This window comes from Amycolatopsis sp. cmx-4-61, from assembly GCF_046548775.1.
Lineage (GTDB): Bacteria > Actinomycetota > Actinomycetes > Mycobacteriales > Pseudonocardiaceae > Amycolatopsis.
Genome location: NZ_JAEBEI010000023.1, coordinates 39,219 through 63,136, shown reverse-complemented (window position 1 = coordinate 63,136; position 23,918 = coordinate 39,219). Strand labels below are relative to the sequence as shown.

At 72.5% G+C, this 23,918-nt stretch carries 20 protein-coding genes and 1 pseudogene; 12 read left to right on the top strand and 9 right to left on the bottom strand.

From position 1 onward, the window contains the following. Nucleotides 1-12: 12 nt before the first annotated feature. On the top strand, nucleotides 13-1,896 hold the full coding sequence (locus ACLJOU_RS40275) for a Na+/H+ antiporter (protein WP_410574533.1): 1,884 nt from the start codon (nucleotides 13-15) through the stop codon (nucleotides 1,894-1,896). A 10-nt stretch (nucleotides 1,897-1,906) separates the two neighbouring features. Further along, nucleotides 1,907-2,593, top strand: a complete 687-nt coding sequence (locus ACLJOU_RS40270; RefSeq protein WP_410574532.1) for a histidine phosphatase family protein — start codon at nucleotides 1,907-1,909, stop codon at nucleotides 2,591-2,593. Here the strand turns inward: ACLJOU_RS40270 and ACLJOU_RS40265 are convergent. Together ACLJOU_RS40265 and ACLJOU_RS40260 are read right to left on the bottom strand one after the other, a co-directional pair. Continuing rightward, nucleotides 2,556-3,320 (bottom strand): ABC transporter permease, encoded by a 765-nt coding sequence (locus ACLJOU_RS40265; protein ID WP_410574531.1) that lies wholly within the window; start codon nucleotides 3,318-3,320, stop codon nucleotides 2,556-2,558. The two genes, ACLJOU_RS40270 and ACLJOU_RS40265, sit on opposite strands and share 38 nt — an antisense overlap. Before the next feature lie 17 nt (nucleotides 3,321-3,337). Next, nucleotides 3,338-3,811, bottom strand: a complete 474-nt coding sequence (locus ACLJOU_RS40260; RefSeq protein ID WP_410574530.1) for an MmpS family transport accessory protein — start codon at nucleotides 3,809-3,811, stop codon at nucleotides 3,338-3,340. A gap of 158 nt (nucleotides 3,812-3,969) precedes the next feature. On the opposite strand from ACLJOU_RS40260, the gene ACLJOU_RS40255 reads away from it, so the two are divergent. From ACLJOU_RS40255 to ACLJOU_RS40240, 4 genes are all read left to right on the top strand, one after another. Next, nucleotides 3,970-4,803, top strand: coding sequence for a helix-turn-helix domain-containing protein (locus tag ACLJOU_RS40255; protein ID WP_410574529.1), 834 nt, complete (start codon nucleotides 3,970-3,972; stop codon nucleotides 4,801-4,803). Nucleotides 4,804-4,909: 106 nt separating this feature from the next. Beyond that, entirely contained in the window at nucleotides 4,910-5,887 is a 978-nt protein-coding gene (locus tag ACLJOU_RS40250) for a LacI family DNA-binding transcriptional regulator (protein ID WP_410574528.1), read from the top strand. Between the two features lie 424 nt (nucleotides 5,888-6,311). Next, nucleotides 6,312-6,893: a DNA-binding protein gene (locus ACLJOU_RS40245; protein WP_410574527.1), complete on the top strand. Its 582-nt coding sequence runs from the start codon at nucleotides 6,312-6,314 to the stop codon at nucleotides 6,891-6,893. Between the two features lie 51 nt (nucleotides 6,894-6,944). After that, a complete protein-coding gene (locus tag ACLJOU_RS40240) occupies nucleotides 6,945-7,601 on the top strand; it encodes an RES family NAD+ phosphorylase (RefSeq protein ID WP_410574526.1) in 657 nt (218 codons plus the stop codon). Here the strand turns inward: ACLJOU_RS40240 and ACLJOU_RS40235 are convergent. From ACLJOU_RS40235 to ACLJOU_RS40225, 3 genes are read right to left on the bottom strand one after another with little or no spacing between them, the layout of a single operon-like run. Next, complete coding sequence (locus tag ACLJOU_RS40235; protein ID WP_410574525.1) at nucleotides 7,583-7,909, bottom strand: hypothetical protein; 327 nt, start codon at nucleotides 7,907-7,909, stop codon at nucleotides 7,583-7,585. The genes ACLJOU_RS40240 and ACLJOU_RS40235 overlap by 19 nt on opposite strands. Further along, nucleotides 7,891-9,828, bottom strand: a complete 1,938-nt coding sequence (locus ACLJOU_RS40230; RefSeq protein ID WP_410574524.1) for an alpha/beta fold hydrolase — start codon at nucleotides 9,826-9,828, stop codon at nucleotides 7,891-7,893. Before ACLJOU_RS40230 ends, ACLJOU_RS40235 begins: the two co-directional genes overlap by 19 nt. Before the next feature lie 51 nt (nucleotides 9,829-9,879). Next, nucleotides 9,880-10,842, bottom strand: coding sequence for a TerC family protein (locus ACLJOU_RS40225; RefSeq protein ID WP_410574523.1), 963 nt, complete (start codon nucleotides 10,840-10,842; stop codon nucleotides 9,880-9,882). Between the two features lie 305 nt (nucleotides 10,843-11,147). On the opposite strand from ACLJOU_RS40225, the gene ACLJOU_RS40220 reads away from it, so the two are divergent. The 3 genes from ACLJOU_RS40220 to ACLJOU_RS40210 are packed head-to-tail and all read left to right on the top strand — an operon-like array spanning nucleotide 11,148 to nucleotide 15,727. Beyond that, on the top strand, nucleotides 11,148-14,009 hold the full coding sequence (locus ACLJOU_RS40220) for an alpha/beta fold hydrolase (protein WP_410574522.1): 2,862 nt from the start codon (nucleotides 11,148-11,150) through the stop codon (nucleotides 14,007-14,009). Nucleotides 14,010-14,040: 31 nt separating this feature from the next. After that, entirely contained in the window at nucleotides 14,041-14,967 is a 927-nt protein-coding gene (locus ACLJOU_RS40215) for an ABC transporter permease (protein WP_410574521.1), read from the top strand. A 19-nt stretch (nucleotides 14,968-14,986) separates the two neighbouring features. Continuing rightward, nucleotides 14,987-15,727: an enoyl-CoA hydratase/isomerase family protein gene (locus ACLJOU_RS40210; protein ID WP_410574520.1), complete on the top strand. Its 741-nt coding sequence runs from the start codon at nucleotides 14,987-14,989 to the stop codon at nucleotides 15,725-15,727. On the opposite strand, the gene ACLJOU_RS40205 is transcribed toward ACLJOU_RS40210, so the two are convergent. After that, nucleotides 15,724-16,227: an SRPBCC family protein gene (locus ACLJOU_RS40205; protein WP_410574519.1), complete on the bottom strand. Its 504-nt coding sequence runs from the start codon at nucleotides 16,225-16,227 to the stop codon at nucleotides 15,724-15,726. The two genes, ACLJOU_RS40210 and ACLJOU_RS40205, sit on opposite strands and share 4 nt — an antisense overlap. Before the next feature lie 234 nt (nucleotides 16,228-16,461). On the opposite strand from ACLJOU_RS40205, the gene ACLJOU_RS40200 reads away from it, so the two are divergent. Together ACLJOU_RS40200 and ACLJOU_RS40195 are read left to right on the top strand one after the other, a co-directional pair. Next, nucleotides 16,462-17,847, top strand: coding sequence for a S28 family serine protease (locus ACLJOU_RS40200; protein WP_410574518.1), 1,386 nt, complete (start codon nucleotides 16,462-16,464; stop codon nucleotides 17,845-17,847). 60 nt (nucleotides 17,848-17,907) lie between these two features. Further along, nucleotides 17,908-18,297 (top strand): VOC family protein, encoded by a 390-nt coding sequence (locus tag ACLJOU_RS40195; RefSeq protein ID WP_410574517.1) that lies wholly within the window; start codon nucleotides 17,908-17,910, stop codon nucleotides 18,295-18,297. Nucleotides 18,298-18,645: 348 nt separating this feature from the next. Here ACLJOU_RS40195 and uvrB read toward each other — a convergent pair whose 3' ends face one another. The 3 genes and pseudogenes from uvrB to ACLJOU_RS40180 form a co-directional block, all read right to left on the bottom strand. After that, nucleotides 18,646-20,802, bottom strand: a complete 2,157-nt coding sequence (gene uvrB, locus ACLJOU_RS40190; protein WP_410574516.1) for an excinuclease ABC subunit UvrB — start codon at nucleotides 20,800-20,802, stop codon at nucleotides 18,646-18,648. 46 nt (nucleotides 20,803-20,848) lie between these two features. After that, complete coding sequence (locus ACLJOU_RS40185) at nucleotides 20,849-21,460, bottom strand: carboxymuconolactone decarboxylase family protein (protein WP_410574515.1); 612 nt, start codon at nucleotides 21,458-21,460, stop codon at nucleotides 20,849-20,851. Between the two features lie 900 nt (nucleotides 21,461-22,360). Beyond that, a pseudogene (locus ACLJOU_RS40180) lies at nucleotides 22,361-23,234 on the bottom strand (DUF5685 family protein); the annotation flags it as partial. A 107-nt stretch (nucleotides 23,235-23,341) separates the two neighbouring features. On the opposite strand from ACLJOU_RS40180, the gene ACLJOU_RS40175 reads away from it, so the two are divergent. Beyond that, complete coding sequence (locus tag ACLJOU_RS40175) at nucleotides 23,342-23,860, top strand: DUF402 domain-containing protein (RefSeq protein ID WP_410574514.1); 519 nt, start codon at nucleotides 23,342-23,344, stop codon at nucleotides 23,858-23,860. Nucleotides 23,861-23,918: the final 58 nt, after the last annotated feature.

The following is a 23,918-nucleotide window of genomic DNA, read 5'->3' as shown; positions in this document are numbered from 1 at the left end:
AATGATTACCCCGTGCACATAGCGGCAGAGATAGTGGCGCTGGTCGTGGCCGTCCTCGTCGTCAGCGCGGTGGCGCGGCGGCTGGACTGGTCCGCTCCGCTGTGCCTGATCGTCGTCGGCGTCGCCGCCTCCTACGTCCCCGGCGTGCCCGAGGTCCACCTCGACCCCGAGGTCGTGCTGCTCGGCCTGCTGCCGCCGCTGCTGTACTCGGCGGCCATCCAGACGTCGCTGGTCGACTTCCGGAAGAACCGCGGGGCGATCGGGCTGATGTCGGTCGGGCTCGTCGTGTTCACCGCGCTCGGTGTCGGCGTGGTCGCCTGGGCGGTGATCCCGGGCCTCCCGCTGGCCGGCGGTATCGCGCTCGGCGCCGTCGTCGCGCCGCCGGACGCGGTCGCCGCCAGCGTCGTCGCCCGGCGGGTGGGGATGCCGCGCAAGCTGATCCGGCTGCTGGAGGGCGAGAGCCTCTTCAACGACGCCGCCGCGCTGGTCGCCCTCCGCACGGCGATCGCCGCGCTGGCCGGCTCGGTCAGCCTCTGGCAGGTCGGCGCGGACTTCTTCCGCGCGGCCATCGGCGGGGCCGTCGTCGGCCTGGTCGTCGGCTTCGTGGCCGCGTTCATCCGCGCCCGGATGGACGAGCCGGTGCTCGACACGGCGCTGTCGTTCGCGGTGCCGTTCATCGCCTACATCCCGGCCGAGGCGATCCACGGCTCCGGCGTGCTCGCGGTCGTCATCGCCGGGCTGATCCTCGGCCACAAGGCACCGCAGATCCTGTCCGGCTCCACCCGGCTGGCGTCCCGGCTGAACTGGCAGACCATCCAGTTCCTGCTGGAGAACATGGTCTTCCTGCTGATCGGCCTGCAGCTGCGGCGGATCCTCGCCGAGGTCGGCGACAGCGGGCTGTCCCTGGTCACGCTCACCTGGATCTGCGTCGCCGTGCTCGGCGCGACCATCCTCACCCGCGTGCTGTACCTGATCGGCATCGGCACGGTGAAGCGCGCGAAACGGCGCCTCCTGCCCGGGAAGGTCAAGGCCAAGATCTGGCCGTGGCGCTACTCCGCCGTCATCGCGTGGGCGGGCATGCGCGGAGTGGTGACGCTGGCGGCCGCGTTCGTGTTGCCCGCGGACACCCCGCAGCGGGCCGTGCTGGTGCTCGCGGCGTTCGTCGTGGTGGCCGGCACCCTGGCCGTGCAGGGCATGACGCTGCCGCCGCTGATCCGGAAGCTGCGCCTGCCGCGGCCGGATCCCGCGGAGGACGCGCTGCAGGAGGCGGCCGTGCTGCACGACATGACGCGGGCGGCGCTGACCAAGCTGGAGGAGATCCGGACCGACGACGACCCGCCGGAGATCATCCAGCGCCTGCGCGACCGCCTGCAGCACCGCGCCGACTCGGCGTGGGAGCAGCTCGGCCGGCAGAGCGCGCTGGTCGAAACGCCCAGCGACGCCTACCGCCGGCTGCGGCTGGCGCTGCTGGAGGTCGAGCGCGACCAGTTCCTCAAGGCCCGCGCCAGCGGCAGCGCCGACGACGACGTCCTGCGCCGGGTCCTGGAGCGGCTCGACATCGAGGAGTCGATGCTCGACCGCGACGAGGAAGAACCCGAGGTGGAGGGCCGCGAGCTGCGCACCCCGGCCGCGACGGCGGGCTCGTGCAAGCACCTGGCCCACGAGTGGGTCGACAAGGAGCCCAGCTCGGCCGACAGCTGCGCGGCCTGCCTCGAAGAGGGCACGACGTGGGTGCACCTGCGGATGTGCCTGAAGTGCGGCAACGTCGCCTGCTGCGACTCCTCGCCCCGGCGGCACGCGACCCGGCACTTCCACGAATCCCGTCATCCGGTCATGCGCAGCTTCGAGCCGGGCGAGACGTGGCGCTGGTGTTTCGTGGACAAGCAGCTGGGTTAGGGTCGGGGCCATGAGCACGCCCGAGCAGGAGATCGAATACCGCCAGCACCGCTTCAGCCCGCCTCCGGGCTCGACGGAGATCTTCCTGGTCCGGCACGGCGAATCCGCGCCGGCCCGCGGCGACGACCCGTTCGAGCTCGTCGACGGCCAGGCCGACCCCGACCTCGCCCCGGACGGCCGCGACCACGCCCGGCGCGTCGGGGAGCGGCTCGCCGGGGAGCGGATCGACGCGATCTACGTGACGACGTTGCGCCGCACGGTGCAGACCGCCGCACCGCTGGCGGAGAAGCTGGGGCTGACCCCGGTCGTCGAGCCGGACCTGCGCGAGATCCACCTCGGCGACTGGGAAAACGGCCTGTTCCGGAAGTACACGGCCGACGGCCACCCGATCGTCGACCGGCTGTGGGCCGAGCAGCGCTGGGACGTGATCCCGGGCGCGGAGTCCGACGAGGCGTTCGGGGCGCGGCTGCGCGGCGCGCTCACCCGCATCGCGGCCGCGCACCCCGGCCAGCGGATCGCGGTGTTCACCCACGGCGGCGTCGTCGGCGAGGTGTTCGCGCAGGCCAGCCGCTCGGTCGAGCGGTTCGCGTTCCTCGGCGCCGACAACGGGTCGATCTCGCACCTGGTGGTGCACGGCGACAACTGGATCGTGCGGCGCTTCAACGACACCGCCCACCTGGCTGCGCCGCTCGGCTGAGCTTCCCGGCCGCGACGAGCTGCACGGTCACCAGGATCGAGACGGCCTCCGCGGCCAGCAGCCCGATCAGCACGAGCACCTGCGTCACCCCGGCCTGGACCGGACCCGCACCACCCAGCAGGACGCCGACGTAGGCACCCGGGAGCGTCACCAGGCCGACCGTGCGGGTCTGGTCGAGCGCGGGGATCAGCGCGTGCCCGGCGGACGGGCGGCAGATCTCGAGCGCGGCCGGGCGCGGCAGGAACCCGAGCGCCAGCGCGGCTTCGTACTCGCCGTGGCGGGCTTCGAGTTCGTCGAGCGCACGCCGGCCGGCCTGCGAAGTGGCGGTCATGGCGCCGCCGATGACGATGCCCGCGATCGGCACCACGGCGATCGGCTTGAGCGGGACCACACCGGCGCCGAGGACGAGTCCCAGCACGGGCGCGACGCCGGCGCCGATGGCCAGGGCCGTCCACGGGAGGTTCTTGCCGGTGCCGACGCGCCGCGCCGACGTCACCGCGGCGATGCCGAACATCAGCAGCACGAAGAGGCCGGTGAGCGGGGCCGAGCGCAGCACGGCGGTGATCACCAGCGACACGAGGGCCAGCTGGGCGACCGCCCGGACCGCCGCGACGAGGACGGCGCGTCCCGGGCCGAGGCCGCCGGCCTGGACGACGGCGGCCCCGGCGACGGCGAGCAGGACGAGGACCGCCACCAGGGCGGGTCCGAAGGTGATCGCGGCGTTCACGCCGCCGATCCTGCCGCTCAGACGGCGCAGCTGAAGAGGCGGTCCGGTTCGGTCTCGGTCTTCTCGGCGACGACGACGCCGTCGACGACGATCCGGCACCGCAGCGCGCCGGGTCCGGGGTTGCGGGCGGCGATGCTGTAGAACCCCGTGCGGCCGGCCGGGCCGACCCGGGTGAACCGCGCGGACCACGGCGTCGCGACCTCGGCCTGCTGGGCCAGCGCCGAGCCCGCGGCGGCGTAGGTGACGTTGCGGGCGCCGTGCTCGCCGAGCAGTTCGTAGACGACGCTGTGGTCGATGCCGTGGTCGACGCTGCGGACCGCGGCCGGTGCGACGGGGTGCCCTTCCTTGGCGGCGGGGCCGCGCGCGGACCGGGGCACGACGTAGGCGGTCACCGCGAAGGCGGCGGCGAGCACCCCGAGGACGACGACGAAGCTGCCGGCCGACCGAGCCCGCCCGGCGCAGTCACGCCGGTTCGCGGTGGAAACGCCCATGGAGAGGTCTTCTCTCGTCGCGCGCACTTCCGTCGAGTGCGTCGACCTATATCTCGCCGTGACCTCACGGCGTGTTAGCAGCTCTTCGCCGGAAGTTCGATGTTCACCCGGACGGGTGGCTGCCCCGTTTTGTCGGACCCCCGGGGCATGATCGGGGGGTGTACGAGGAGGCGGCCGCACCGCCGGCGGTGCGGGGCGTGGTGAAGTGCGTGTGGCGGTCGGCGTCGGAAGGCCCGAAGCGGATCGTCCCGGACGGCTGCGTGGACCTGGTGGCGGGCGACGACGCGGTGTTCGTGGCCGGCCCGGACACGGCGGCGTGGTCGTCGGTGACCAGGCCCGGAGCGGTGCTGCGCGGAGTGCGGTTCCGCCCGGGTTCGGCCGCGGCGGTGTTGGGAGTCGCGGCGGACGAACTGCGGGACCGGCGGGTGCCGCTGGGCGAGTTGTGGGAGCGGCCGGTGGTGGAGCGGCTGCTGGAGGGCGACCTGTCGCCGGTCCGCGCGGTGGCGGAGCGGCTGGCGGGTTCGTCGCCGCCGGATGCCGCGGTGACGGCGTTGGTCGCCCGGTTGGACGCAGGAGCGGCGCGGGTGGCCGCTGCGGCGGCCGATGTTCTTGCCCGCAGCGGCGTGGGTCAGCCGCATGCGGCGGCCGATGTCCTCGCCCGCAGCGGCGTGGGTCAGCCGCATGCGGCGGCGATGCGGGTCGAAGATCCGGTTCCGTCCGCCGCGGTGGGCGAGCGGCGGCTGCGGCGGCGGTTCGTGCGAGCCGTCGGGTACGGGCCGGCCACCTACCTCCGGGTCAGCCGGTTCCAACGGGCCGTCGCGCTGGCTCCCCGCGTCGCCACCCTCGCCGCGCTGGCCGCCGCCGCGGGCTATGCCGACCAAGCTCACCTCAGCCGGGACTGCCGGGCGCTGACCGGCCTCACGCCGCGGGCCTACTTCCGCTTGTCCTCCACTGTGGACGTTGCCGTGCGTGATCGACTCCGTTCGGCGTAACCCCTGCGGTCAACCGGAAGTGGGCGTTCACCCAAAAAGGTAAGCGGACGGTAAACGACTACCAAGAGCGCTATCCTCCCCCTCGACGAGTGATCAGGGAGGGCGTGTGGCCACCATCAGCGACGTCGCCGCCAGGGCCGGCGTCTCCACGGCGACCGTGTCGCGCGCGCTCAACGGGAAGTCCACTGTGGACCCCACATTGGCCGCGCGGGTGCAGGAGGCCGCCGCCGAGCTCGGGTACCACCCCAACGGGCTGGCCCGGAACCTCCGCCGCCAGGAGACCGCGGTGCTCGCTCTCATCATCTCGGACGTCGAGAACCCGTTCTTCACGGCCATCGCGCGGGGCGTCGAGGACCTTGCGCAGCGGTCCGGGTACTCGGTGGTGCTCTGCAACTCCGATGAAAACGAAGACAAGGAGCGGCGCTACATCGAGGTCGCGCTGCAGGAGCGGGTCGCCGGCGTGGTGCTGTCGCCGACCGGCCGCTCGACGAACGTCGAGGGCCTGCGCCGCCAGGGCACGCCGCTGGTGGCCGTCGACCGCCCGCTGCCGGCGGTGGAGGGCGATCAGGTGCTGGTCGACACCCGCCACGCGGCCGCCGAAGCGACGCGCCACCTGCTCGCCGGGGGCTACCGGCGCGTCGGCTGCCTGACCGGCCCTCCGGGCGTCCGCACGGCCGAAGACCGCCTGGCCGGGTACACCGAAGTCGTCGGCGAAGACAACGTCCTGTTCCGGCGCGGGGAGTACCGCGCCGAGGGCGCCCGGCTGGCGGCCCTGGACCTGCTCGACGAGCCGTCGCCGCCGGACGCGCTGCTGGTCGCGAACAGCACGATGGCGATCGGAGTGCTGGAAGCCCTGTCGTCCCGCGGCCTCCGCCCGGGTCGCGACGTGGGCATCGTTTCGTTCGACGACGCCCCGTGGACGACGTTGATCGACCCACCCCTGACGGTGGTCGCCCAGCCGGCGTACGAAGTCGGCCGGGTGGCGGCGCAGCTGCTGCTGGCGCGCATTTCGGACAGCAGCCGCGACACCACGACGACGACGCTCGAGGCCCGGCTGATCGTCCGGAAGAGCTCCCACCGCTGACACTTACCCGGACGACTGACACCCGAAGGGCCGACCGGCGTATCCGGAGGGTGGGCACGCGAGCGACGTGCCCGGGGGGCCGGCTCGTGCCAGGCCCCCAGGCACGCCCCACCCCCTGTGTCCCCCACCACCGGCGCCGGAACGCCGGGGCTCGTGAGCACGGAGCGGCAATCGTTTACTCCTCCGGAACGTAAGTGCCGCCCCCGACCCTGTCAACCCGAGGGCAAGCCGCGGACAGGCCCGGGACGAGCCCGGGGAGCCTCTGGACAAGCTTCCCCGATCCAGGGAAACTGACCGGAAGTTGCCTACTCAACGTGTTGGATGATGTGCCGTAAGTGTCGATCTCTGGTGAATTCACCCACAGACAGGGCAAGAAACCGCACGAACCCGCACACGCGCGCTGTTTCGGGTTAACCTGAGCTACATGTCTGTAGCGCTGGAGAACATCCTCGCCAAGGCGGGCCTGAAGGTCGACGCGAACGAGTTCCTCACTCTCGTCGAAGACGCGGCGCGCAGACTGTCGCCACCGAATCCGGATCCGTCGCACTACTTTTCGGCCGATCAGCGCGCCGCGCTCGCCGACGTCGGCCTGGACCTGTCACCGAGGCGTGAGGACGAACCGGACTTCAGAGCGCGCACCGTCGCCGCCCATGCCGTGCTCGCCGAGGGAGCGCTCAGCGTCAACGAGGCGGCCAGGGCCCTCGGCGTCGACGACAGCCGCATCCGGCACCGCCTCAAGGAAGGGCGGCTGACCGGCTGGAAGGACGGCGGCTGGCGGCTCCCCGCCTGGCAGTTCGCCGGCTCGGGCGTGCTCCCCGGGCTCGAAGTCGTGCTGAAGGCCCTGCCCGACGACCAGCCCGCGCTCGTCGTCGCCGCCTTCATGAGCACTCCGCAGGCCGATCTCGTCATCAACGACCAGCCCGCGACCCCGCGCCAATGGCTCCTCTCCGGTGGTGACCCGGACCACGTAGCCCGCCTCATCGCCACGCTCGGCACGCCACTCTAGGCTGGACCCTCCCGAGCAAGATCACCGACAAGGACGGACCACCCCCCACCCATGGCCCGGCTCCCGCTGCCGCCCGCCCGATCCGTCCTGGTCCGGCAGCTGAACCGCGCCGACGACGTGGTGACGGTCCAGCCCGCGACCAGGCTCGTACGGATCTTCACCGCGCACGGCAACCACCCCCAGCAGTGGAACTCGTTCCGCTACACCGGCCCGCTCCCGCACGGCCGCTTCGACCAGCAGTCGCCGGGCCGCGGCGGTGCACCGGTCACCGACCCCGCCAACGGCGTCCTCTACTTCGGCCTCACCGTGCGCACGTCGGTCGCCGAGGTCTTCCAGACCAGCTCGACGGTCGACCGCCGGACCCGCGGGCCCCGGCTGGTCGTCGTCCGCCCGACGCGCACCCTGCGCCTGCTCGACCTCACCGGCCTCTGGCCGACGCGGGTCGGCGCGTCCCAGGAGATTTCCAGCGGGCCCAAGAAGCTGACCCAGGCGTGGGCCCGCGCGATCCGCGCGGCGTTCAGCGACCTCGACGGCCTCTGGTACCGCTCCTCGATGGACTCCGGCGACCCCGCGATCTGCCTGTGGGACCCGCCGGCGGGCGCCGCGCTGCCCATCGCACCGGACGTGCTGCTGCCGCTGGACCACCCGGGCCTGGACGTCCCGCTCGGCCGGGTCTGCGAAGAGCTGAACTACACGCTGCTCAACTGAGCCGCCGGCACCGGGACGACCGCCCGCGGGTCCGGGCCGTCGACGAGGTGGGTCGCGGGCGGCGCGGGCGGCCGGAGCCGCGGCGTGGTGCGGGTCGGCCACAGGCCGTGCTCCCGGCACCACGCCACCCGTCTCGGCGATCCCGTCGACCGGTGGCAGCGCTTGGCGTCGAGCGGGTTCCTCGGCTCGGTGTTGCTCCGCCTCCTGGCCCAGCGCCGCGGCCACCCACGCGCCGAGCTCGTGCCGGGTACGCGGGTGCCGTCGACGTCGAAGCAGACCAGGCCGCCGGTCACAGGTGGCGGGACCACCACTCGAGGATCGCTTCGAACCGCTGGACCCGGTGCCGCGGGCGGCCCGACCGGCTCAGCTCGTGGCCCTCGCCCGGGAACAGCAGCATCTCGGCCGGCGCGCCCGCTCGGCGCAGGGCCACGAACATGCGCTCCGCCTGCTCCAGCGGGCAGCGCCAGTCCTGCTCCGAGTGCACCACCGCGAACGGGATCTCGATCTGCGCCGCGTAGGAAAGCGGCGACCGGTCGCGCTGGACCTCCGGTGACGAGCCGATGTAGGCGTCGACGAAGAAGTAGCCGATGTCGGAGCTGCCGACCATCGAATCCCACGCGTTGACCGCCCGCTCGCTCCACGCCGCCTTGAAGCGCTCGCCGTGGTGGGCCGCCAGCCAGCTCGTCATGAACCCGCCGTACGAGCCGCCCATGATGCCGACGCGGGAGGCGTCCAGGTCCGGTCGCTCCAATGCCTTGTCGAGCAGCGCCAGGACGTCGTCGACGTCGACCGTGCCGAAGCCGTGCGTGATCGCGTGCCCGTGTGCCTGCCCGTAGCCCGCCGACCCGCGCGGGTTGCCGACGACCACCGCGTAGCCCGCCGACGCGTACACCTGCGCCTCGTCGAACAACGCCCACTCCTGCTGGGTGAACGGGCCGCCGTGCACCACGCGCAGCACCGGGTGCGGGCCCTCGCCTTCGGGCAGCACCAGCCAGCCGTGCACCGGGTAGCCGTCCGGCGCGGTGGTCTCCAGCTCGATCATCGGCCGGATACCCTTTTCCCGCAACGGCTTCGAGTAGTCGGTGAGCACCTGCGGACCGTCGTCGCCGAGCAGCACCACCTCGCCCGACGTCGACGGCGTGGCGATCACCGCCGCCAGCACCGCGCCGTCCAGCGTGAACGACCGCACCGCGGCCTGCTCCGCGTAGACCACCGGCAGGTCCGCCAAGGGGGCTTCGACGGCGTCGGCGGCGACCGCCCGCAGCTCCACCGCGCCACGGTTGCGGACGGCCACGAGCACCTCGTCCCCGCGCGGGGCCGGCGGGCCGGCCGCGGCCTCGCAGTCCACCGTCTCGGCGTCGGTCAGCCGTCGGGCCTTCACCGGGCCGGCGCCGAATTCCGGCGTCGCCGCGTAAAGCCCGGTCGGCGAAGCTTCGTGGTGTTCCTCGAAGGACTGTCCGAAGTAGAACAGCGTGCCGTCGGCGCCGAACGCCGGCTGCTCCGAGTACCCCGCGCCGCGCACGACGACCTCGGGCTCGCCGCCCGTGGCCGGGATCGCGCAGATGTCGCGGTGGTCGCTCTCGGCCGCACCCCAGTCCGGCGGTGCGGTGAAGACCACGCGCGTGCCGTCCGGCGTCCACACCGGGTGGGCCGCGTCGAACCCGTCGCCGGTCAGCGGCTCGAGCTCCCCGGGCTCGAACGCGTCGAGGACGAACAGCCGCTGCATGCGGTCGCGCAGGAACCCGACGTCGTCGATCCGGTAGTCCATCCGCGTGATCCGGCGCGGGGCCTCGGCGGCCGGCTCCGGCGTCTCACCGTCGGCGTCCGGGGTGCCGTAGCGGCCGGCCTCGGGCACGCGGGCGGTGAAGGCGATCCGCCGCGAATCCGGTGCCCACACCGGTTCCCCGGCCCCGAGGGCCAGCGACGTCAGCCGGCGGGCCTCCCCGCCGTCCGCGGGCATCACGTGCAGCTGCGGGCTGCCGTCGGCGCCCGGCCCCTCCCCCGCGCGGAGGAACGCCACCCAGCGCCCGTCCGGGGAAATCGCCGGGGCCGAGTCGCGCGGACCGTGGGTCCACGCGGCCTCCCCGCCGTCGAGCGAGACGCGCCGCACGGCACTGTGCGTCGCGTTCGCCTGCAGATCCGGTCTCTTCAACGCCGTGAGCAGCAGGTTCCCGCGCAGCGCGGGACGGCCGGGGACGACGAGGGCTTCGATGTCGGCAGGGCGCACGCACCGACGGTACCCGAAATCCTTAGCGAGGCGAACGATTTTCGCCGGACGTCAGGCGGCGACCTGCTTGCGCTCGTCGCGCCGGGCCTTCGCCAGGCTCGTCACCGTGGTCACGGTGAGCACGACGACGATCACGCCGAGGGAGACCCAGTTGTTGATGTCCAGCCAGTCCGGGACGACGTGGTACTCGTGCAGCGCGTGCAGGAACAGCTTCGCCCCGATGAAGGCGAGGATCACCGCGAGGCCGTAGCTGAGGTAGACGAGCTTCGTCACCAGGCCGCCGAGCAGGAAGTACAGCTGCCGCAGGCCCATCAGCGCGAACGCGTTGGCCGTGAAGACGAGGAACGCCTCCTGCGTGATGCCGAAGATCGCCGGGATCGAGTCGACGGCGAACAGCAGGTCGGCCGAACCGATGGCCACGATCACCAGCAGCATCGGCGTGATCATCCGCTTGCCGTTGATCTTCACCGTGTAGTGGTGGCCGTGGTAGTCGTCGGTCACCGCGGCGAACCGGCGGACCTGCCGGGTCACGGCGTTCTCGTGGTACTCCTCTTCCTCGCCCTTGCCGCGCAGCATGCTGATCGCCGTCCAGATCAGCACCGCGCCGAAGAGGAAGAACACCCAGACGAACTGGGCGATCAGCGCGGCACCGATGGCGATGAAGACGCTGCGCATGGCGAGCGCGAGCAGGATGCCGACCAGCAGCACGCGGTGCTGGTGGATGGCGGGCACCTTGAACGAGCCCATGATGATCATGAAGATGAACAGGTTGTCGACGCTCAGCGAGTACTCGGTGATGTACCCGGTGAAGAACTCGACGCCCGGGTCGTGCCCGGCGAAGATCCACACGCCGATGCCGAAGGCGATCGCGCACGAGACGTAGAAGACGACCCAGCGAGCGGCTTCCCCCGTGGTCACTTCGTGCGGCTTGCGATCGACGATGACCAGGTCCAGCGCGATCAGCGCGAGCAGGCCACCGATCGTGGCGATCCACAGCCACAGGGGGACAGTCATGGAACTCGAACCTCCGGATAGTGCGCAGCAGCAACTAACCGGAGGTCTCTCCCGCCGGTGGAAACCACCGGCCGACGGTGCCGGGGGCGCAGGGCCACCGTGCTGACGACACCGCCGCGAAGGAATACTCCCCTCACAGCGCGTCCAGTTTGCCGGTTCTTCTCCGCGAAAGCCAGCCGGGATCGCGCACGTCACCGGGTTGGGTCTGTAATTCCGGTCACTTCGGTCCACCAGGTGGTCGGCGAACGTGTGATCACTGTGAGCCGCGGAGGGCACTCTCAGGAAACTTCACCTACGGTCACGTCGTGCCCCGACTCCCGCTCCCGCGCACCCGCCGCGCCCGGCTCACGGCGCTCGGTGCCGTCGTGGTGGTGCTCGCCGCCGTGACCGTCCTCTGGGCGACGCGCGACACGGCCCCACCCGCCGTGCCGGCCCAGGACGCCATGGTCGACCTGCCCGCTGCCCCCGGCTCGGCCGAGCGGGTCGAGATCGACACGACCACCTACCTCCCCGCGACCGTGCCTGCGCCCGCGGTGCTGCTCGCGCACGGCTTCGGCGGGGACAAGAACAGCGTCGCCGACGACGCCCGCGAGCTCGCGCGGAAGGGTTTCGTCGTGCTGACGTGGTCCGCGCGCGGGTTCGGCAGGAGCACCGGCAAGATCGGGCTGAACGACCCGGACGGCGAGGTCGCCGACGCGAGCCGCCTGATCGACCGGCTCGTCGCCCAGCACCAGGTGACCCTCGACGCCAAGGGCGACCCGAAGGTCGCCGTCACCGGGGGCTCCTACGGCGGCGCGCTGTCGCTGCTGCTGGCCGGCACGGACAAGCGCGTCGACGCGATCGCGCCGATGATCACCTACAACGACCTGGCCCAGGGTCTGGTCCCGAACGCGGCGGCCGCCGCGGCCACGGCTCCGGGCACCCCGGCCGCCGGGGCCTTCTCCCCCGACGGCGTCTTCAAGAAGAGCTGGGCCGGCATTTTCTTCTCGGCCGGTTCGGGCGCCGCGGCGAGCGGCTCGCCGTCCGCCGAAGCGCCGGAGGCGGGGCAGGAGACCGACACCGGATCCACCGGCGCCGCGGGGACCGCGGCGGCCGCCCTGCCTGCCGCGCCGCCGGGCGTGGGCGGCCCGCGCGCCGGAACCGCCGATCCGTGCGGCCGGTTCACCGCTGCGGTCTGCCGCGCCTACACCGAACTCGGCACCACCGGGCGGGCGAGCCAGGCGAGCGTCGACCTGCTGCGCCGCGTTTCCCCCGCGTCCGTGACGAGCAAGATCACCGTGCCGACGCTCCTGGTGCAGGGCGAGAGCGACACGCTGTTCGGCCTCGACCAGTCCGACGCGAACGCCCGGCAGATCACCGCGGCGGGCGGCAAGGTCAGGACGATCTGGTACACCGGCGGCCACGACGGCGGCAAGCCCGGCCCGCAGCTGCGCGCCAAGATCGCCGACTTCCTGAAGACGGCGCTGGACGGCGGCGACCCGGGCACCGGGTTCGGCTACGACGTCCAGGGCACGTTGCGCGCCAACGGCACGCCGTCGGTCCGCACGGTCAACGCCGCCGCCTACCCGGGGCTGACCGGGCCCGCGACCGAACGGCGGCTGCTGGCGTTGCGGGGGCCGGCGCAGCCGGTGGTGCGCCCGGCCGGGGCGAACCCGTCGGCGGTGAGCGGGATCCCCGGGCTCAACGGCGTCGCGAGCAGCACGTCCCGGCTCGGCGCCTTGTTCAGCAACGACCCGCCCGGCCAGGCCGCGCAGTTCACCACCGCCGCCTTCGACAGCCAGGTCGTCGTCAGCGGCTCGTCCACCGTGCGGCTGCAGGTCGCCGCGGACCCGGCGCACCCGCAGCCGGACGCGGTGCTGTTCGCGAAGCTCTACGACGTCGGGCCGGACGGCTCCCGCGTCCTGCCGGCCAACGCCATCGCGCCGTTCCGGGTCAGCGGGCTGCCGGCCGACGGCACCCCGGTCGACGTCACCGTGACGCTGCCCGGCATCGTCCGGCCGATCGAGGGCGGCCACTCGCTGCGGCTGGTCGTCGGCACCACCGACCAGGCGTTCGCCGCTCCCGTCGCGCCCGCGGTGTTCCGCGTCGGGCTGGCCGGCGGCACCGCGCTGGCCGTGCCGGTCGTGCCCGGGACGTCGGTCGGTTCCCCGGCGCCGGTCGGGCAGCTGGTCGGCATCGGCGTGACGCTCGCGATCGGGCTCGCCGCCGTGCTCTTCGCGGCCCTGCGCCGCCGCCGCGCCACCGACGTCGACCCCGAGCTCGCCGGCACCCCGCTGGTCATCGAAGGGCTGCGCAAGCAGTACGCGGGCGGGTTCGTCGCGGTGAAGGACCTCTCCTTCCGCGTCGAACCGGGGCAGGTGCTCGGCCTGCTCGGGCCCAACGGCGCCGGCAAGACGACCACGCTGCGCATGCTGATGGGCCTGATCACGCCGACCGCGGGCCACATCCGCGTGTTCGGGCACAAGATCGCCCCCGGCGCGCCGGTGCTGTCGCGGATCGGCTCGTTCGTCGAGGGATCGGGCTTCCTGCCGCACCTGTCCGGCCGGGCGAACCTCGAGCTCTACTGGGCCTCGACCGGGCGGCCGGCGGAGAAGGCGCACTTCGCGGAGGCGCTGGAGATCGCCGGGCTCGGCAACGCGGTCGAGCGCCGCGTGCGGACCTACAGCCAGGGCATGCGGCAGCGGCTGGCGATCGCGCAGGCGATGCTCGGCCTGCCGGAGCTGATGGTGCTCGACGAACCGACCAATGGGCTCGACCCGCCCCAGATCCACCAGATGCGCGAGGTGCTGAAGCGGTACGCCGCGACCGGCCGCACGGTCGTGGTGTCCAGCCACCTGCTGGCCGAGGTCGAGCAGACCTGCACGCACGTCGTGGTCATGCACCGCGGCTCGCTGGTGGCGGCGGGCGAGGTCGGCGAGCTGGCCGCGGCCGGCGGCGAAGCGACGTTCCGGGTCGACGATCCGGCGGCGGCCGCGGCGGCGCTGAAGGCGCTCGGCGGGGTCACCGACGTCGACGTCGATGGTGAGCTGGTCCACGCGAACCTCGGCGAGCTGCCGCGGGCCGAGGGCGTGGCCGCGCTGGTGCGCGCCGGTGTCGCGGTGGAGCAGGCCGGGCCTCGGCGCCGGCTGGAAGACGCGTTCCTGCAACTGGTCGGAGAAGAGTCGTGACCGCCGACGTACTTCCTCCCGCGGAGGCGAAATGAGCACCGAAGGTGTGCACACCGATCCACACGCGCTGGACGAGCTGAGCGACCTCGCGTCGGCCGAGCACGCCGGTGTCGGGCCGGACGGCGCCGTCGAGGGCTACTCGGCGCGGCGCACGCTGCGGCTCGGCGTCGAGCTGCGCCGCCAGCTCAAGCGGCGGCGCACGCAGTTCCTGCTCGGGTTCGTCGCGCTCCTGCCGTTCATCCTGGTGATCGCGTTCCAGCTCGGGCAGTCGAGCCCGAACCGGCGCAGCGGCGGGTTCGTCGACCTGGCCACGGCGTCCGCGCCGAACTTCGTCGTGCTGGCGCTGTTCGTGTCCGGGACGTTCCTGCTGCCGATGATCGTCGCGCTGTTCTTCGGCGACACCATCGCGAGCGAGGCGTCGTGGTCGAGCCTGAAGTACCTGCTGGCGGTCCCGGTGCCGCGGCAGCGGGTGCTGCGGCAGAAGGCGATCGTCTCCGGGCTGCTGTCGGCGTTCGCGCTGGTGCTGCTGCCCTTGGTGTCGCTCGGCGTCGGGGTGCTCTGGTACGGCGCGGGCGACGCGATCAGCCCGACCGGCGACGCGGTGTCCTTCGGCGACAGCCTGCTGGCCATCGCCCTGTCCACTGTGTACATCATCCTGCAGCTGGCCTGGGTGGCCGGGCTCGCGCTCGCGCTGAGCGTCTCGACCGACGCCCCGCTCGGCGCGGTCGGCGGCGCGGTGCTGGTGGCGATCCTGTCGCAGATCCTCGACCAGATCACGGCGCTGGAGGGCCTGCGCAACTACCTGCCGACGCACTACGCGTTCTCCTGGATGGACCTCATTTCGACCGACGTCGACTGGACCAACCTGGCGAGCGGCATGCTGTCGGCGGCGATCTACGGGACGGTGTTCTTCCTCTTCGCCGGGCGGCGGTTCGCGCGCAAGGACATCACGAGCTGAACCCGGTACGGTCGGGCTCGTGCCGATCACGCTGGAGAACCACCAGGACGTCGCCGTGCTCCGGATCGACCACGGCGGCGGCAACACCCTCGACACGGACTCGTGCCGGGAGCTGGTGCGGCGGCTGGAGGAGGCCGAGCAGGCCCGCGCCGTCGTGCTCACCGGCACCGGCCGCGTCTTCTGCGCGGGCGTCGACCTCAAGCGGATCGACGAGGGCGGCGCGCCGTACGTCGCGGAGTTCCTGCCGCTGCTGTCCGACGCGCTGCTGGCGGTGTTCGGCTGCCCGCGTCCGGTGGTCGCCGCGCTGAACGGGCACGCCGTCGCCGGCGGCGCGGTGCTCGCCGCGGCGTGCGACCACCGCGTGCTGGGCGCCGGCACCATCGGCGTGACCGAGCTGCTGGTCGGGGTGCCGTTCCCGCTCGCCGCGCTGGAAATCCTGCGCTGCGCCTACGGGACGACGCGGTTGCCGTCGCTCACCTACTCGGGGGAGACCTGGGGCGGCGCGGAAGCCGTGGCGCGCGGACTGGCGGACGAGCAGGCACCGCCGGAGGACGTGCTCGAGCGGGCCGTCGCCGTCGCGACCCGGCTCGGCGCCCTGCCCGCCGCGCCGTTCGCCCACACCAAGGCCCAGATCCGGCAGCCCTTCCACGAGCGGATCGCCGAATACCGCCACTCGGACGACCCGCACGTGGAGCGGCAGTGGCAGTCCGCCGAAGCGCTCGCCGCGGTCAAGTCCTATGTGGACCGTGTGCTCCGTTAGCCGGCGCGCACGCCGCTTTCGGCGAGCGCTTTGATGCCCTCGACCGTCTTCTGCATGTTGGCCTGCAGCTCGCCGAGCCGCATCGCGACGATCTCGTCTTCGTGCTCGGGCATCGAGCCGATGATCGCCGTCAGGTTGGACGGGCCGGGGCCGATCTGGGCCCACTGGCGCAGGACCGTGCCGTCGCCGTCCGGGACGAGCTCGAAGCGCCACGACGCGGCCGGGTTCGTCACGTCCATCACCGCCCACGCGAACAGCCGCCCCGGCTCGTAGCCGGTGACGGTCGAGAGCGTCTCCCACTCGCCGGCGACCGGGTGGGAGTTGCGGCCGCGGAACTGCGCGCCGAGGCCCGGCTCGGCGCGGTCGACCCAGCCGCCGCCCTGGAACTCGGTGGAGAACCGGGCCGGCAGGTCGACGTCCAGCAGCCAGGACCAGACCTCGGCCGGCCGGGCGGCGATGCGGACCTCGACCTGGGTCGTCGGGCAGTCGGAAACCTTCATGGCGGACCCCTCGCTCGATGACGGTGCCTACCATTCCGGACCGTAACCGGCCCCGATCAGGCGGACAACTCGCACGATGCGCGCGGCTGCGCACCCCGGAAGACGCCGCCCCCGGGCGCCGCGCCACCCGCCGAAAGTCGGTTCCTGACCGATTCTGCGCCCGGACAGCCGATTGCCGACCCCGGCCGGTTCTGTGAGGGTCCACGGAAGGTTCGTGAGCCGGGAGGGTGCTCGATGCGCAAGATGTTCACGGTGGGGGCGGTCCTGCTCGCGCTGGCCGGCCTGGCGCCGGCGGCCGCGGCGGCGCCCGACATCAAGGCGGAACTGCAGCGGATCCCGGGGCTGACGATCGTCTCGGAGGACCCGGCACCGGCCGGCTTCCGGTTCTTCAAGCTCACCTACACCCAGCCGGCCGACCACCGGCACCCCGAAGCGGGCACGTTCCAGCAGCGGTTCACCCTGCTGCACCGCGACTTCGCCGCCCCGACGGTCGCCTACACCAGCGGCTACAACGTCAGCGGCTCGCCGAACCGCGCGGAGCCGACGCAGATCGTCGACGGCAACCAGCTGTCGATGGAGTACCGCTACTTCACGCCGTCCCGGCCGGAGCCGGAGAACTGGGCGAAGCAGCTGACGATCTGGCAGGCCGCGGCGGACGAGCACCGCGCGGTGCAGGCGTTCAAGGCGGTCTACCCGGGCAAGTGGCTGGCCACCGGCGGCAGCAAGGGCGGCATGACCGCGACGTACTTCCGCCGGTTCTTCCCCGACGACGTCGACGCGACGATCCCGTACGTCGCACCGAACGACGTCATCGACCCGATCGACGTCTACAACCGGTTCCTGTCCCGCGTGGGCAACGACCCGGCGTGCCGGGACGCGTTGAAGGCGATCCAGCGCGACGCGCTGAAGCGGCGTGACGAGCTGGGCGCGATCGCCGCGGCGGACGCGGCGCAGCGCGGGCTGACGTTCTCGATCGTCGGGTCGGCCGACAAGTCCCTCGAGATTTCGGTGATCGACTCGTACTTCGCGTTCTGGCAGTACCAGAAGCAGTCCGACTGCGCGACGGTGCCGCACCCGGGCGCGCCCGCGGCGGACGTCTACGCCTGGTACGAAAAGGTGGAGAGCCTCAACACGTACTCCGACCAGGACCTGGCGCCCTACATCCCGTACTACTACCAGGCGGCGGTCCAGCTGGGTTCGCCCGAGGCGTACGACAGCTACCTGCGCGACCTGCTGCGCTACCCGGGAGCGGACCAGCCGAAGACGTTCGTGCCGTCGTCGATCCGCCTGCCGCGCTTCGACTACCTGGCGATGCCGGACATCGACTTCTGGGTCAAGACCCGCGGCACCCGCCTGCTGTTCGTGTACGGGTCGAACGACCCGTGGGGCGCGGAGCCGTTCGAGCTGGGCCCCGGCAGCCGTGATGCGTACCGGTACTACGTCCAGGGTGGCAACCACGGGTCGAAGATCGCCCAGCTGGCCCCGGCGCAAGCCGCGGAGGCCACGGCGACGGTCCGGCGCTGGGCGGGCCTGCCGCCGGTTTCGCCGCTGGCCGCGCGCTCCGCGCCGGCCGGGTTCCCGGACTTCGACGCGGACTTGAGTCCTCGAACGAAGCTGTGACTTTCCTCAGGCCGGGCGTACGCTCACCAGACGTCGACGGCCCGGCCTGAGGAGGCGCGCATGCCTCGTCCCGTCCACTTCGAGATCCACGCGGGCGACCCCGAACGCGCGGTGGCGTTCTACACGGCGGTGTTCGGCTGGAAGTTCGAGCGCTGGGGTGATGTCCCGTACTGGATGATCACCACGGGCGAGGGTGACGGCATCGACGGGGGGCTGCTGCCTCGCCAGGGCCCGGCGCCGGAAGCGTCGGCGCCGGTCCACGGTTACGTCAACACGATCGACGTGGGCGACTTGGATGCGGCGCTGGGCGAGGTCAACCGGGCGGGTGGGACGCTCGCGTTGCCGAAGAACCCGGTTCCGGGGGTGGGGTGGCTGGCGTACTGCAAGGACACCGAGGGGAATGTTTTCGGGATGCTGCAGGCGGATGAGAACGCTCCTGCCCCGGAGTGACGCGGCCGCTCGGCTCTGGGTGATGGTCGGCTGGGCATGGGTCCTGGTGAACCGCCGGTGGGGAGGCCCTTCATCCCGATCGCCCATTGTGACTACGGCCGGTGGTACCGCGTCAAGGCGGGAAAGCGTGCCTTGACCCGGTACCACCGGCCGTGTTGGGGCTTCGGATCGGGATGCAGGGCGGGGTCTGGCTGCCGGTCCCCCCGTGCGTATCTTTTCCCCTGGATCGGCATGGCCGAACAACGCCTCTGGGGCGGCCCTGCCCGGGAGGTCGGCTTCTCAATCTGATTCCGGCCGCCGACAACCTCCGGCCCCGGCCCGTCGGCAACTCCCGGCCCGGCCCGGCCACTACTTGATGCCGGCCGCGTCCATTCCCCTCAGCTCCTTCTTCAGGTCCGAAATCTCGTCGCGCAGCCTCGCCGCCAGCTCGAACTGCAGGTCGCGTGCCGCCTGCATCATCTGGTCGGTCATCTGCTGGATCAGGTCCGCCAGCTGGGCGCGGGGCATCGCCGACACGTCCTTGTCGACCAGCATCCCGGAGCTCCGCACGCGATCGCCCTGCTCGGGCTTCTTGCCGCGCGAGGAATTGCGGCCCGAGCCGCCCACCGAAACCTGCTCGGTGTCCTCGGCCTCGCTGTACACCCGGTCCAGGATGTCCGCGATCTTCTTGCGCAGCGGCTGGGGGTCGACGCCCCGTTCCTTGTTGTAGGCGACCTGCTTTTCGCGGCGGCGGTCGGTCTCGTCGATCGCGTGCCGCATCGAGTCGGTGATCTTGTCCGCGTACATGTGGACCTCACCCGAGACGTTTCGCGCCGCGCGGCCGATCGTCTGGATCAGGGACGTCCCGCTGCGGAGGAAGCCCTCCTTGTCCGCGTCGAGGATCGCCACCAGCGACACCTCCGGCAGGTCGAGGCCCTCGCGCAGGAGGTTGATGCCGACCAGCACGTCGAAGTCGCCCGCCCGCAGCTGCCGCAGCAGCTCCACGCGCCGCAGCGTGTCGACCTCCGAGTGCAGGTAGCGCACCCGGATGCCCAGCTCCAGCAGGTAGTCGGTGAGGTCCTCGGCCATCTTCTTCGTCAGCGTCGTGACCAGGACGCGCTCGTCCTTGTCCGCCCGCTCCCGGATTTCGTGCACGAGGTCGTCGATCTGGCCCTCCGTGGGCTTCACGACCACCTTCGGGTCGACCAGGCCGGTCGGCCGGATGACCTGCTCGACGAACTCGCCGCCCGCCTGCCCCATCTCGTACGGCCCCGGTGTCGCCGACAGGTACACCGTCTGGCCGATCCGGTCGGAGAACTCCTCCCAGGTCAGCGGCCGGTTGTCGACCGCGCTCGGCAGCCGGAAGCCGTACTCGACCAGGTTGCGCTTGCGCGACATGTCGCCTTCGTACATGCCGCCGATCTGCGGGACGGTCTGGTGCGACTCGTCGATCACCAGCAGGAAGTCGTCCGGGAAGTAGTCGATCAGCGTCGCCGGCGCCGAGCCCGGCCCGCGGCCGTCGATGTGCCGCGAGTAGTTCTCGATGCCGGAGCAGAACCCGACCTGGCGCATCATCTCGATGTCGTAGGTGGTCCGCATCCGCAGCCGCTGCGCCTCCAGCAGCTTGCCCTGCCGCTCGAGCTCGGCGAGCCGCTCCTCGAGCTCCTTCTCGATCCCCTGGATCGCCTTTTCCATCCGCTCCGGGCCGGCGACGTAGTGCGTCGCCGGGAAGATCCGGACCTCGTCGACCTCCTTGACGATGTCCCCGGTCAGCGGGTGCAGGTAGTACAGCTTCTCGATCTCGTCGCCGAAGAACTCGACGCGGATCGCGAGTTCCTCGTACGCCGGGATGATCTCGACCGTGTCGCCCCGCGCGCGGAACGTGCCGCGCGCGAAGGCGATGTCGTTGCGCGTGTACTGCACGTCGACCAGCGCCCGCAGGAAGACGTCCCGGTCGAGCTGCATGCCGACCGCGAGCTTCGAGGACCGGTCGAGGTAGGACTGCGGCGTGCCCAGGCCGTAGATGCAGGACACACTGGCGACCACGATGACGTCCCGCCGCGAAAGGAGGTTCATCGTCGCCGAGTGCCGCAGCCGCTCGACGTCGTCGTTGATCGACGAGTCCTTCTCGATGTAGGTGTCCGTCTGCGCGATGTACGCCTCGGGCTGGTAGTAGTCGTAGTAGCTGACGAAGTACTCGACCGCGTTGTGCGGGAAGAGTTCGCGCAGCTCGTTCGCCAGCTGGGCGGCGAGGGTCTTGTTCGGGGCCATGACCAGCGTCGGCCGCTGGACGCGCTCGATGAGCCACGCCGTCGTCGCCGACTTGCCGGTGCCGGTGGCGCCGAGCAGCACGACGTCCTTCTCGCCCGCCCTGATCCGGCGTTCGAGCTCGTCGATGGCCGCCGGCTGGTCACCGGCGGGCTGGTAGTCACTGACCACCTCGAACCGGCCGCCGGTCCGCGGGATCTCCGAGACGGGCCGGAAGTCGGACTGGGCGAGCACGGGGTGTTCGGTTGCGAAAGCCACGTGGACCAGAGTAGGCCGACCCACCGACAATTTCCGTCGGGCCTGGTCAGCGGGGGCGGAACACCGTGACGGAGGTGACACCGCGGCCGTCGGCGACGCAGTGCAGGACCGCGCCGGGAACGGGGTCGTCGCCGAAGCACGAGACCAGTACCCGGTCGGGGCCGGTCGCCTGGACCTCGGTGCGTGGGAACTCCGCCAGCACCTCGGCGACCTCGCCCTCCGGCGCCGCGAGGTGCGCGAGGACGACTTCGCGCGGCGAGGGCGGCGGCGGGATCGGCAGGCCGTGGCCTTCGAAGAGGCGGTTCAGCTGGTCGGCGGCGGAAACCGCGCGCGGGAACCCGGCGAACGCGGCCGTCTGGACGACGACTTCGCCGACCTCCGCCGGCGCGAGCCCGGCGGCCAGGCCGGTGCGGAGGTGCACGCTCAGCGGCGGGCCGACCATGCCGGCGGCGACGATCGCGGCGAGCGTGGCGGCTTCGCGGGTGCGGGGGTCGAGTGCCGGGCGTTCGTGCAGGTGGCCGTAGACGGTGCCGACGGCCAGCTCGCCCAGCGCCGGGACGGTGGCGAAGAGCGCGTCGAGGCGCGCCTTCCCGCCTTCGACGAGCCCGGCGAAGTTGTCGCGGCCTCGGTCGTGGAGGTCGGCCATCGGGTCGGTCATGGTTCTCCCCTCAGCAGCTGCAGTCGCAGCAGCTGCAACAGTCGCAACATTCGCAACAGCTGCCGTCGCAGTCGCATCCCCAGGCGTCGATCGGTTTCCCGCTGAAGGGGCCAGGATACGGATCGCGGCAGCAGAACTGGCAGGTGCAGCACATGTAGGGGATGAGGGCGCAGCCGAGGAAGGCGTTGCGCTTCTTCGGCGGGACGGCGAACTTCGGGTACCAGAGGCCGCCGCCCTTGCCGTCGTACGGGCCGGACTTGCCGCGTTTGCCGGGACCATTGGGGTCTTTGGGGTCCTTGGGACCTCCCGGGCCGCCTGGTCCACCGCCGCCGGGTCCACCCGGGCCACCGCCGCCCGGGCCATCCGGACCTCCGGGACCCCCGCCGCCCGGGCCAGTCGGGCCTCCCGGACCGCGGCCGCCGGGTGCTCCGGGCGGCGGGACCAGTCCTGGCGGCGGAAAGCCGTGCGGCTGCGGAGTGCCGTTCCAGCCGGGCGGGACCTGGTGCGGGTGCTGCTGCGGCGCCGGCCCGCGCCCGATCCACCCGGGCGGCTGCTGGTGGGGATGCTGCGGCGGGGTCGGTCCCGGCCCGATCCACCCCGGCGGCGGCTGCTGCCCGGCGGCGGCCTCCGGCCAAGAGCCATGCTCGAGCGACGGGCCTCCCGCGGCCGACCCACCCTCACCGGGAGAGAAGGCGCTCCCGGGCTGCGAGCCGTGGTCCAAGCCACGCTCGAGCGAGGAGCATTCCGTGGCCGAGGAGTGGCCGAAGGCCGGACGTTCCCCGAAGCCGGGGTCGGAGCCGGGGCCGTGACCGGGGCTGGATCCGGGGCCGGGGGACGTGCCGTGGCTGTGGGCGGAGCCGTGGCTGTGGCCGTGGCCGTGGCCGTGGCTGTGGCCGTGGGCGTGGGCGTGGGCGTGGGCGTGACCGTGGCCGAACGCTCGCCGCACCGCTTGGCGCAGCTCGTGGACCAGCAACGCGTGGACCAGCGCCGGCTCGGCGAACTCCGCCTCGCGCAACGCCAGCTCCACCCCCAGCACCGCGTCGTCGCACAGGCGGCGGGCCTCCGCCATCCCCGTTCCCGTGGCCAGCAACGGGTTCCACACCCCCGCCGCCGCGTCGGCCGCGTGGTCTTCGACCGCGTCCAGCAGGTGCGCCACCCGGCCGAACAGGCGGCCCGCCTCGGCCAGCGGTGCCGCGTTGGCCGGCCGCCCGGCCAGCTCCGCCGTGCGCGCGAACGCCGCGGCCGTCGCCCGCTCCGCGGGTTCCGTCGCGGCCAGCGGCGAGTCGCCGAGCCGGACCGACGACTCCAGCGACGCCTGGCCCTCGACCGCTTCCGTCAGCACCGTCGTGTCGAAGCCCACCTGGCCGCCCGTGCGCCGGCCCTGCGCACTCCAGCGGGCCGCGACCCGCCGGGCGGCCGCCGCCACCGGGCGCCTGCCGAACGCGCCGTCGCCGTCCTCGACGTGGTCGCCGACCTTCGCCGCGGCCAGCACCAGTGACACCGCCGCCGCCAGCTGGGCGCCTTCGCCGCGGGCCACCGACGCCGTCCGCATCCCCCGCAGCGGGCAGGGCCCTGCCGCGCGCCGGCCGTCCGCACGCGGTGCCTGTGCCTCGACCAGCACCGAGATGATGAGCCCGTCGTAGTTGGTCACCACGCGGGCGAACTGGCCGTGTTCGTCGCGCAGCGTGAGGCACAGGCCGCACAGGTGCGCCATCCAGTCCGCGTGCAGGCCTTCCGCCAGCCGGTGCCGGCAGGGCCTGATGATCCCGAACATTCCCCAGCTCCCCCTCGACTCCCCGGTGCTCGGCGCACCTTAGCCCGAACGCGTGACACGGGAGGCGGGTGTACGCAATTCGTGACCGGCCCGGCAGGATGACCGGCATGGCCGCACTGCACCCCCCGAAGGTCGAGGTCTTCGACCCCGCCGAGCGCGCGAACATCGACCCGAAGGGCATCCGGCGGGAGGTCGAGGAGTTCCGCGAGGAGCCCTTCGGCCTGTACCTCGCCCGCCCGACGCCGGGCCGCGCCCAGTTCCACTACCTCGAGTCGTGGCTGGTGCCCGGGCTCGGGCTGCGCTTCACCGACTTCTGGTTCTCCCCCGGCCACGAACGGGACCAGGACTTCTACCTCGACGTCGTCCGCGTCCACCGCGACGGCCCCCGCTGGGTCGCCACCGACCTGTACGTCGACATCGTCCTCATGGACAAGCTGTCCCTCCGCGTGCTCGACACCGACGAGCTCCTGCAGGCCCTCGAAGCCGGCCTGCTCACCGCCGAAGAGGCCGAGTACGCGCTGAAGACGACCTACACCGCCGTCGAGGGGCTGGCCGCGCACGGCTACGACCTCACCGCCTGGCTGGCCACCCGGGACATCGCCCTGACCTGGCGGCGCCACCCCTGACCCCAGCGGCGCCGGTCCCGGGCCGGGCACCCGGGTCGGCATCCGCCACGCGAGCGAG

What these genes read in the sequence shown, in the direction of transcription:
- ACLJOU_RS40270 (WP_410574532.1), top strand. Translation starts at nt 1,907, where the DNA reads ATGAGCACGCCCGAGCAGGAGATCGAATACCGCCAGCACCGCTTCAGC.
- ACLJOU_RS40260 (WP_410574530.1), bottom strand. Translation starts at nt 3,811, where the DNA reads ATGGGCGTTTCCACCGCGAACCGGCGTGACTGCGCCGGGCGGGCTCGG.
- ACLJOU_RS40245 (WP_410574527.1), top strand. Translation starts at nt 6,312, where the DNA reads ATGTCTGTAGCGCTGGAGAACATCCTCGCCAAGGCGGGCCTGAAGGTC.
- ACLJOU_RS40240 (WP_410574526.1), top strand. Translation starts at nt 6,945, where the DNA reads ATGGCCCGGCTCCCGCTGCCGCCCGCCCGATCCGTCCTGGTCCGGCAG.
- ACLJOU_RS40225 (WP_410574523.1), bottom strand. Translation starts at nt 10,842, where the DNA reads ATGACTGTCCCCCTGTGGCTGTGGATCGCCACGATCGGTGGCCTGCTC.
- ACLJOU_RS40215 (WP_410574521.1), top strand. Translation starts at nt 14,041, where the DNA reads ATGAGCACCGAAGGTGTGCACACCGATCCACACGCGCTGGACGAGCTG.
- ACLJOU_RS40205 (WP_410574519.1), bottom strand. Translation starts at nt 16,227, where the DNA reads ATGAAGGTTTCCGACTGCCCGACGACCCAGGTCGAGGTCCGCATCGCC.
- ACLJOU_RS40200 (WP_410574518.1), top strand. Translation starts at nt 16,462, where the DNA reads ATGCGCAAGATGTTCACGGTGGGGGCGGTCCTGCTCGCGCTGGCCGGC.
- ACLJOU_RS40195 (WP_410574517.1), top strand. Translation starts at nt 17,908, where the DNA reads ATGCCTCGTCCCGTCCACTTCGAGATCCACGCGGGCGACCCCGAACGC.
- ACLJOU_RS40185 (WP_410574515.1), bottom strand. Translation starts at nt 21,460, where the DNA reads ATGACCGACCCGATGGCCGACCTCCACGACCGAGGCCGCGACAACTTC.
- ACLJOU_RS40175 (WP_410574514.1), top strand. Translation starts at nt 23,342, where the DNA reads ATGGCCGCACTGCACCCCCCGAAGGTCGAGGTCTTCGACCCCGCCGAG.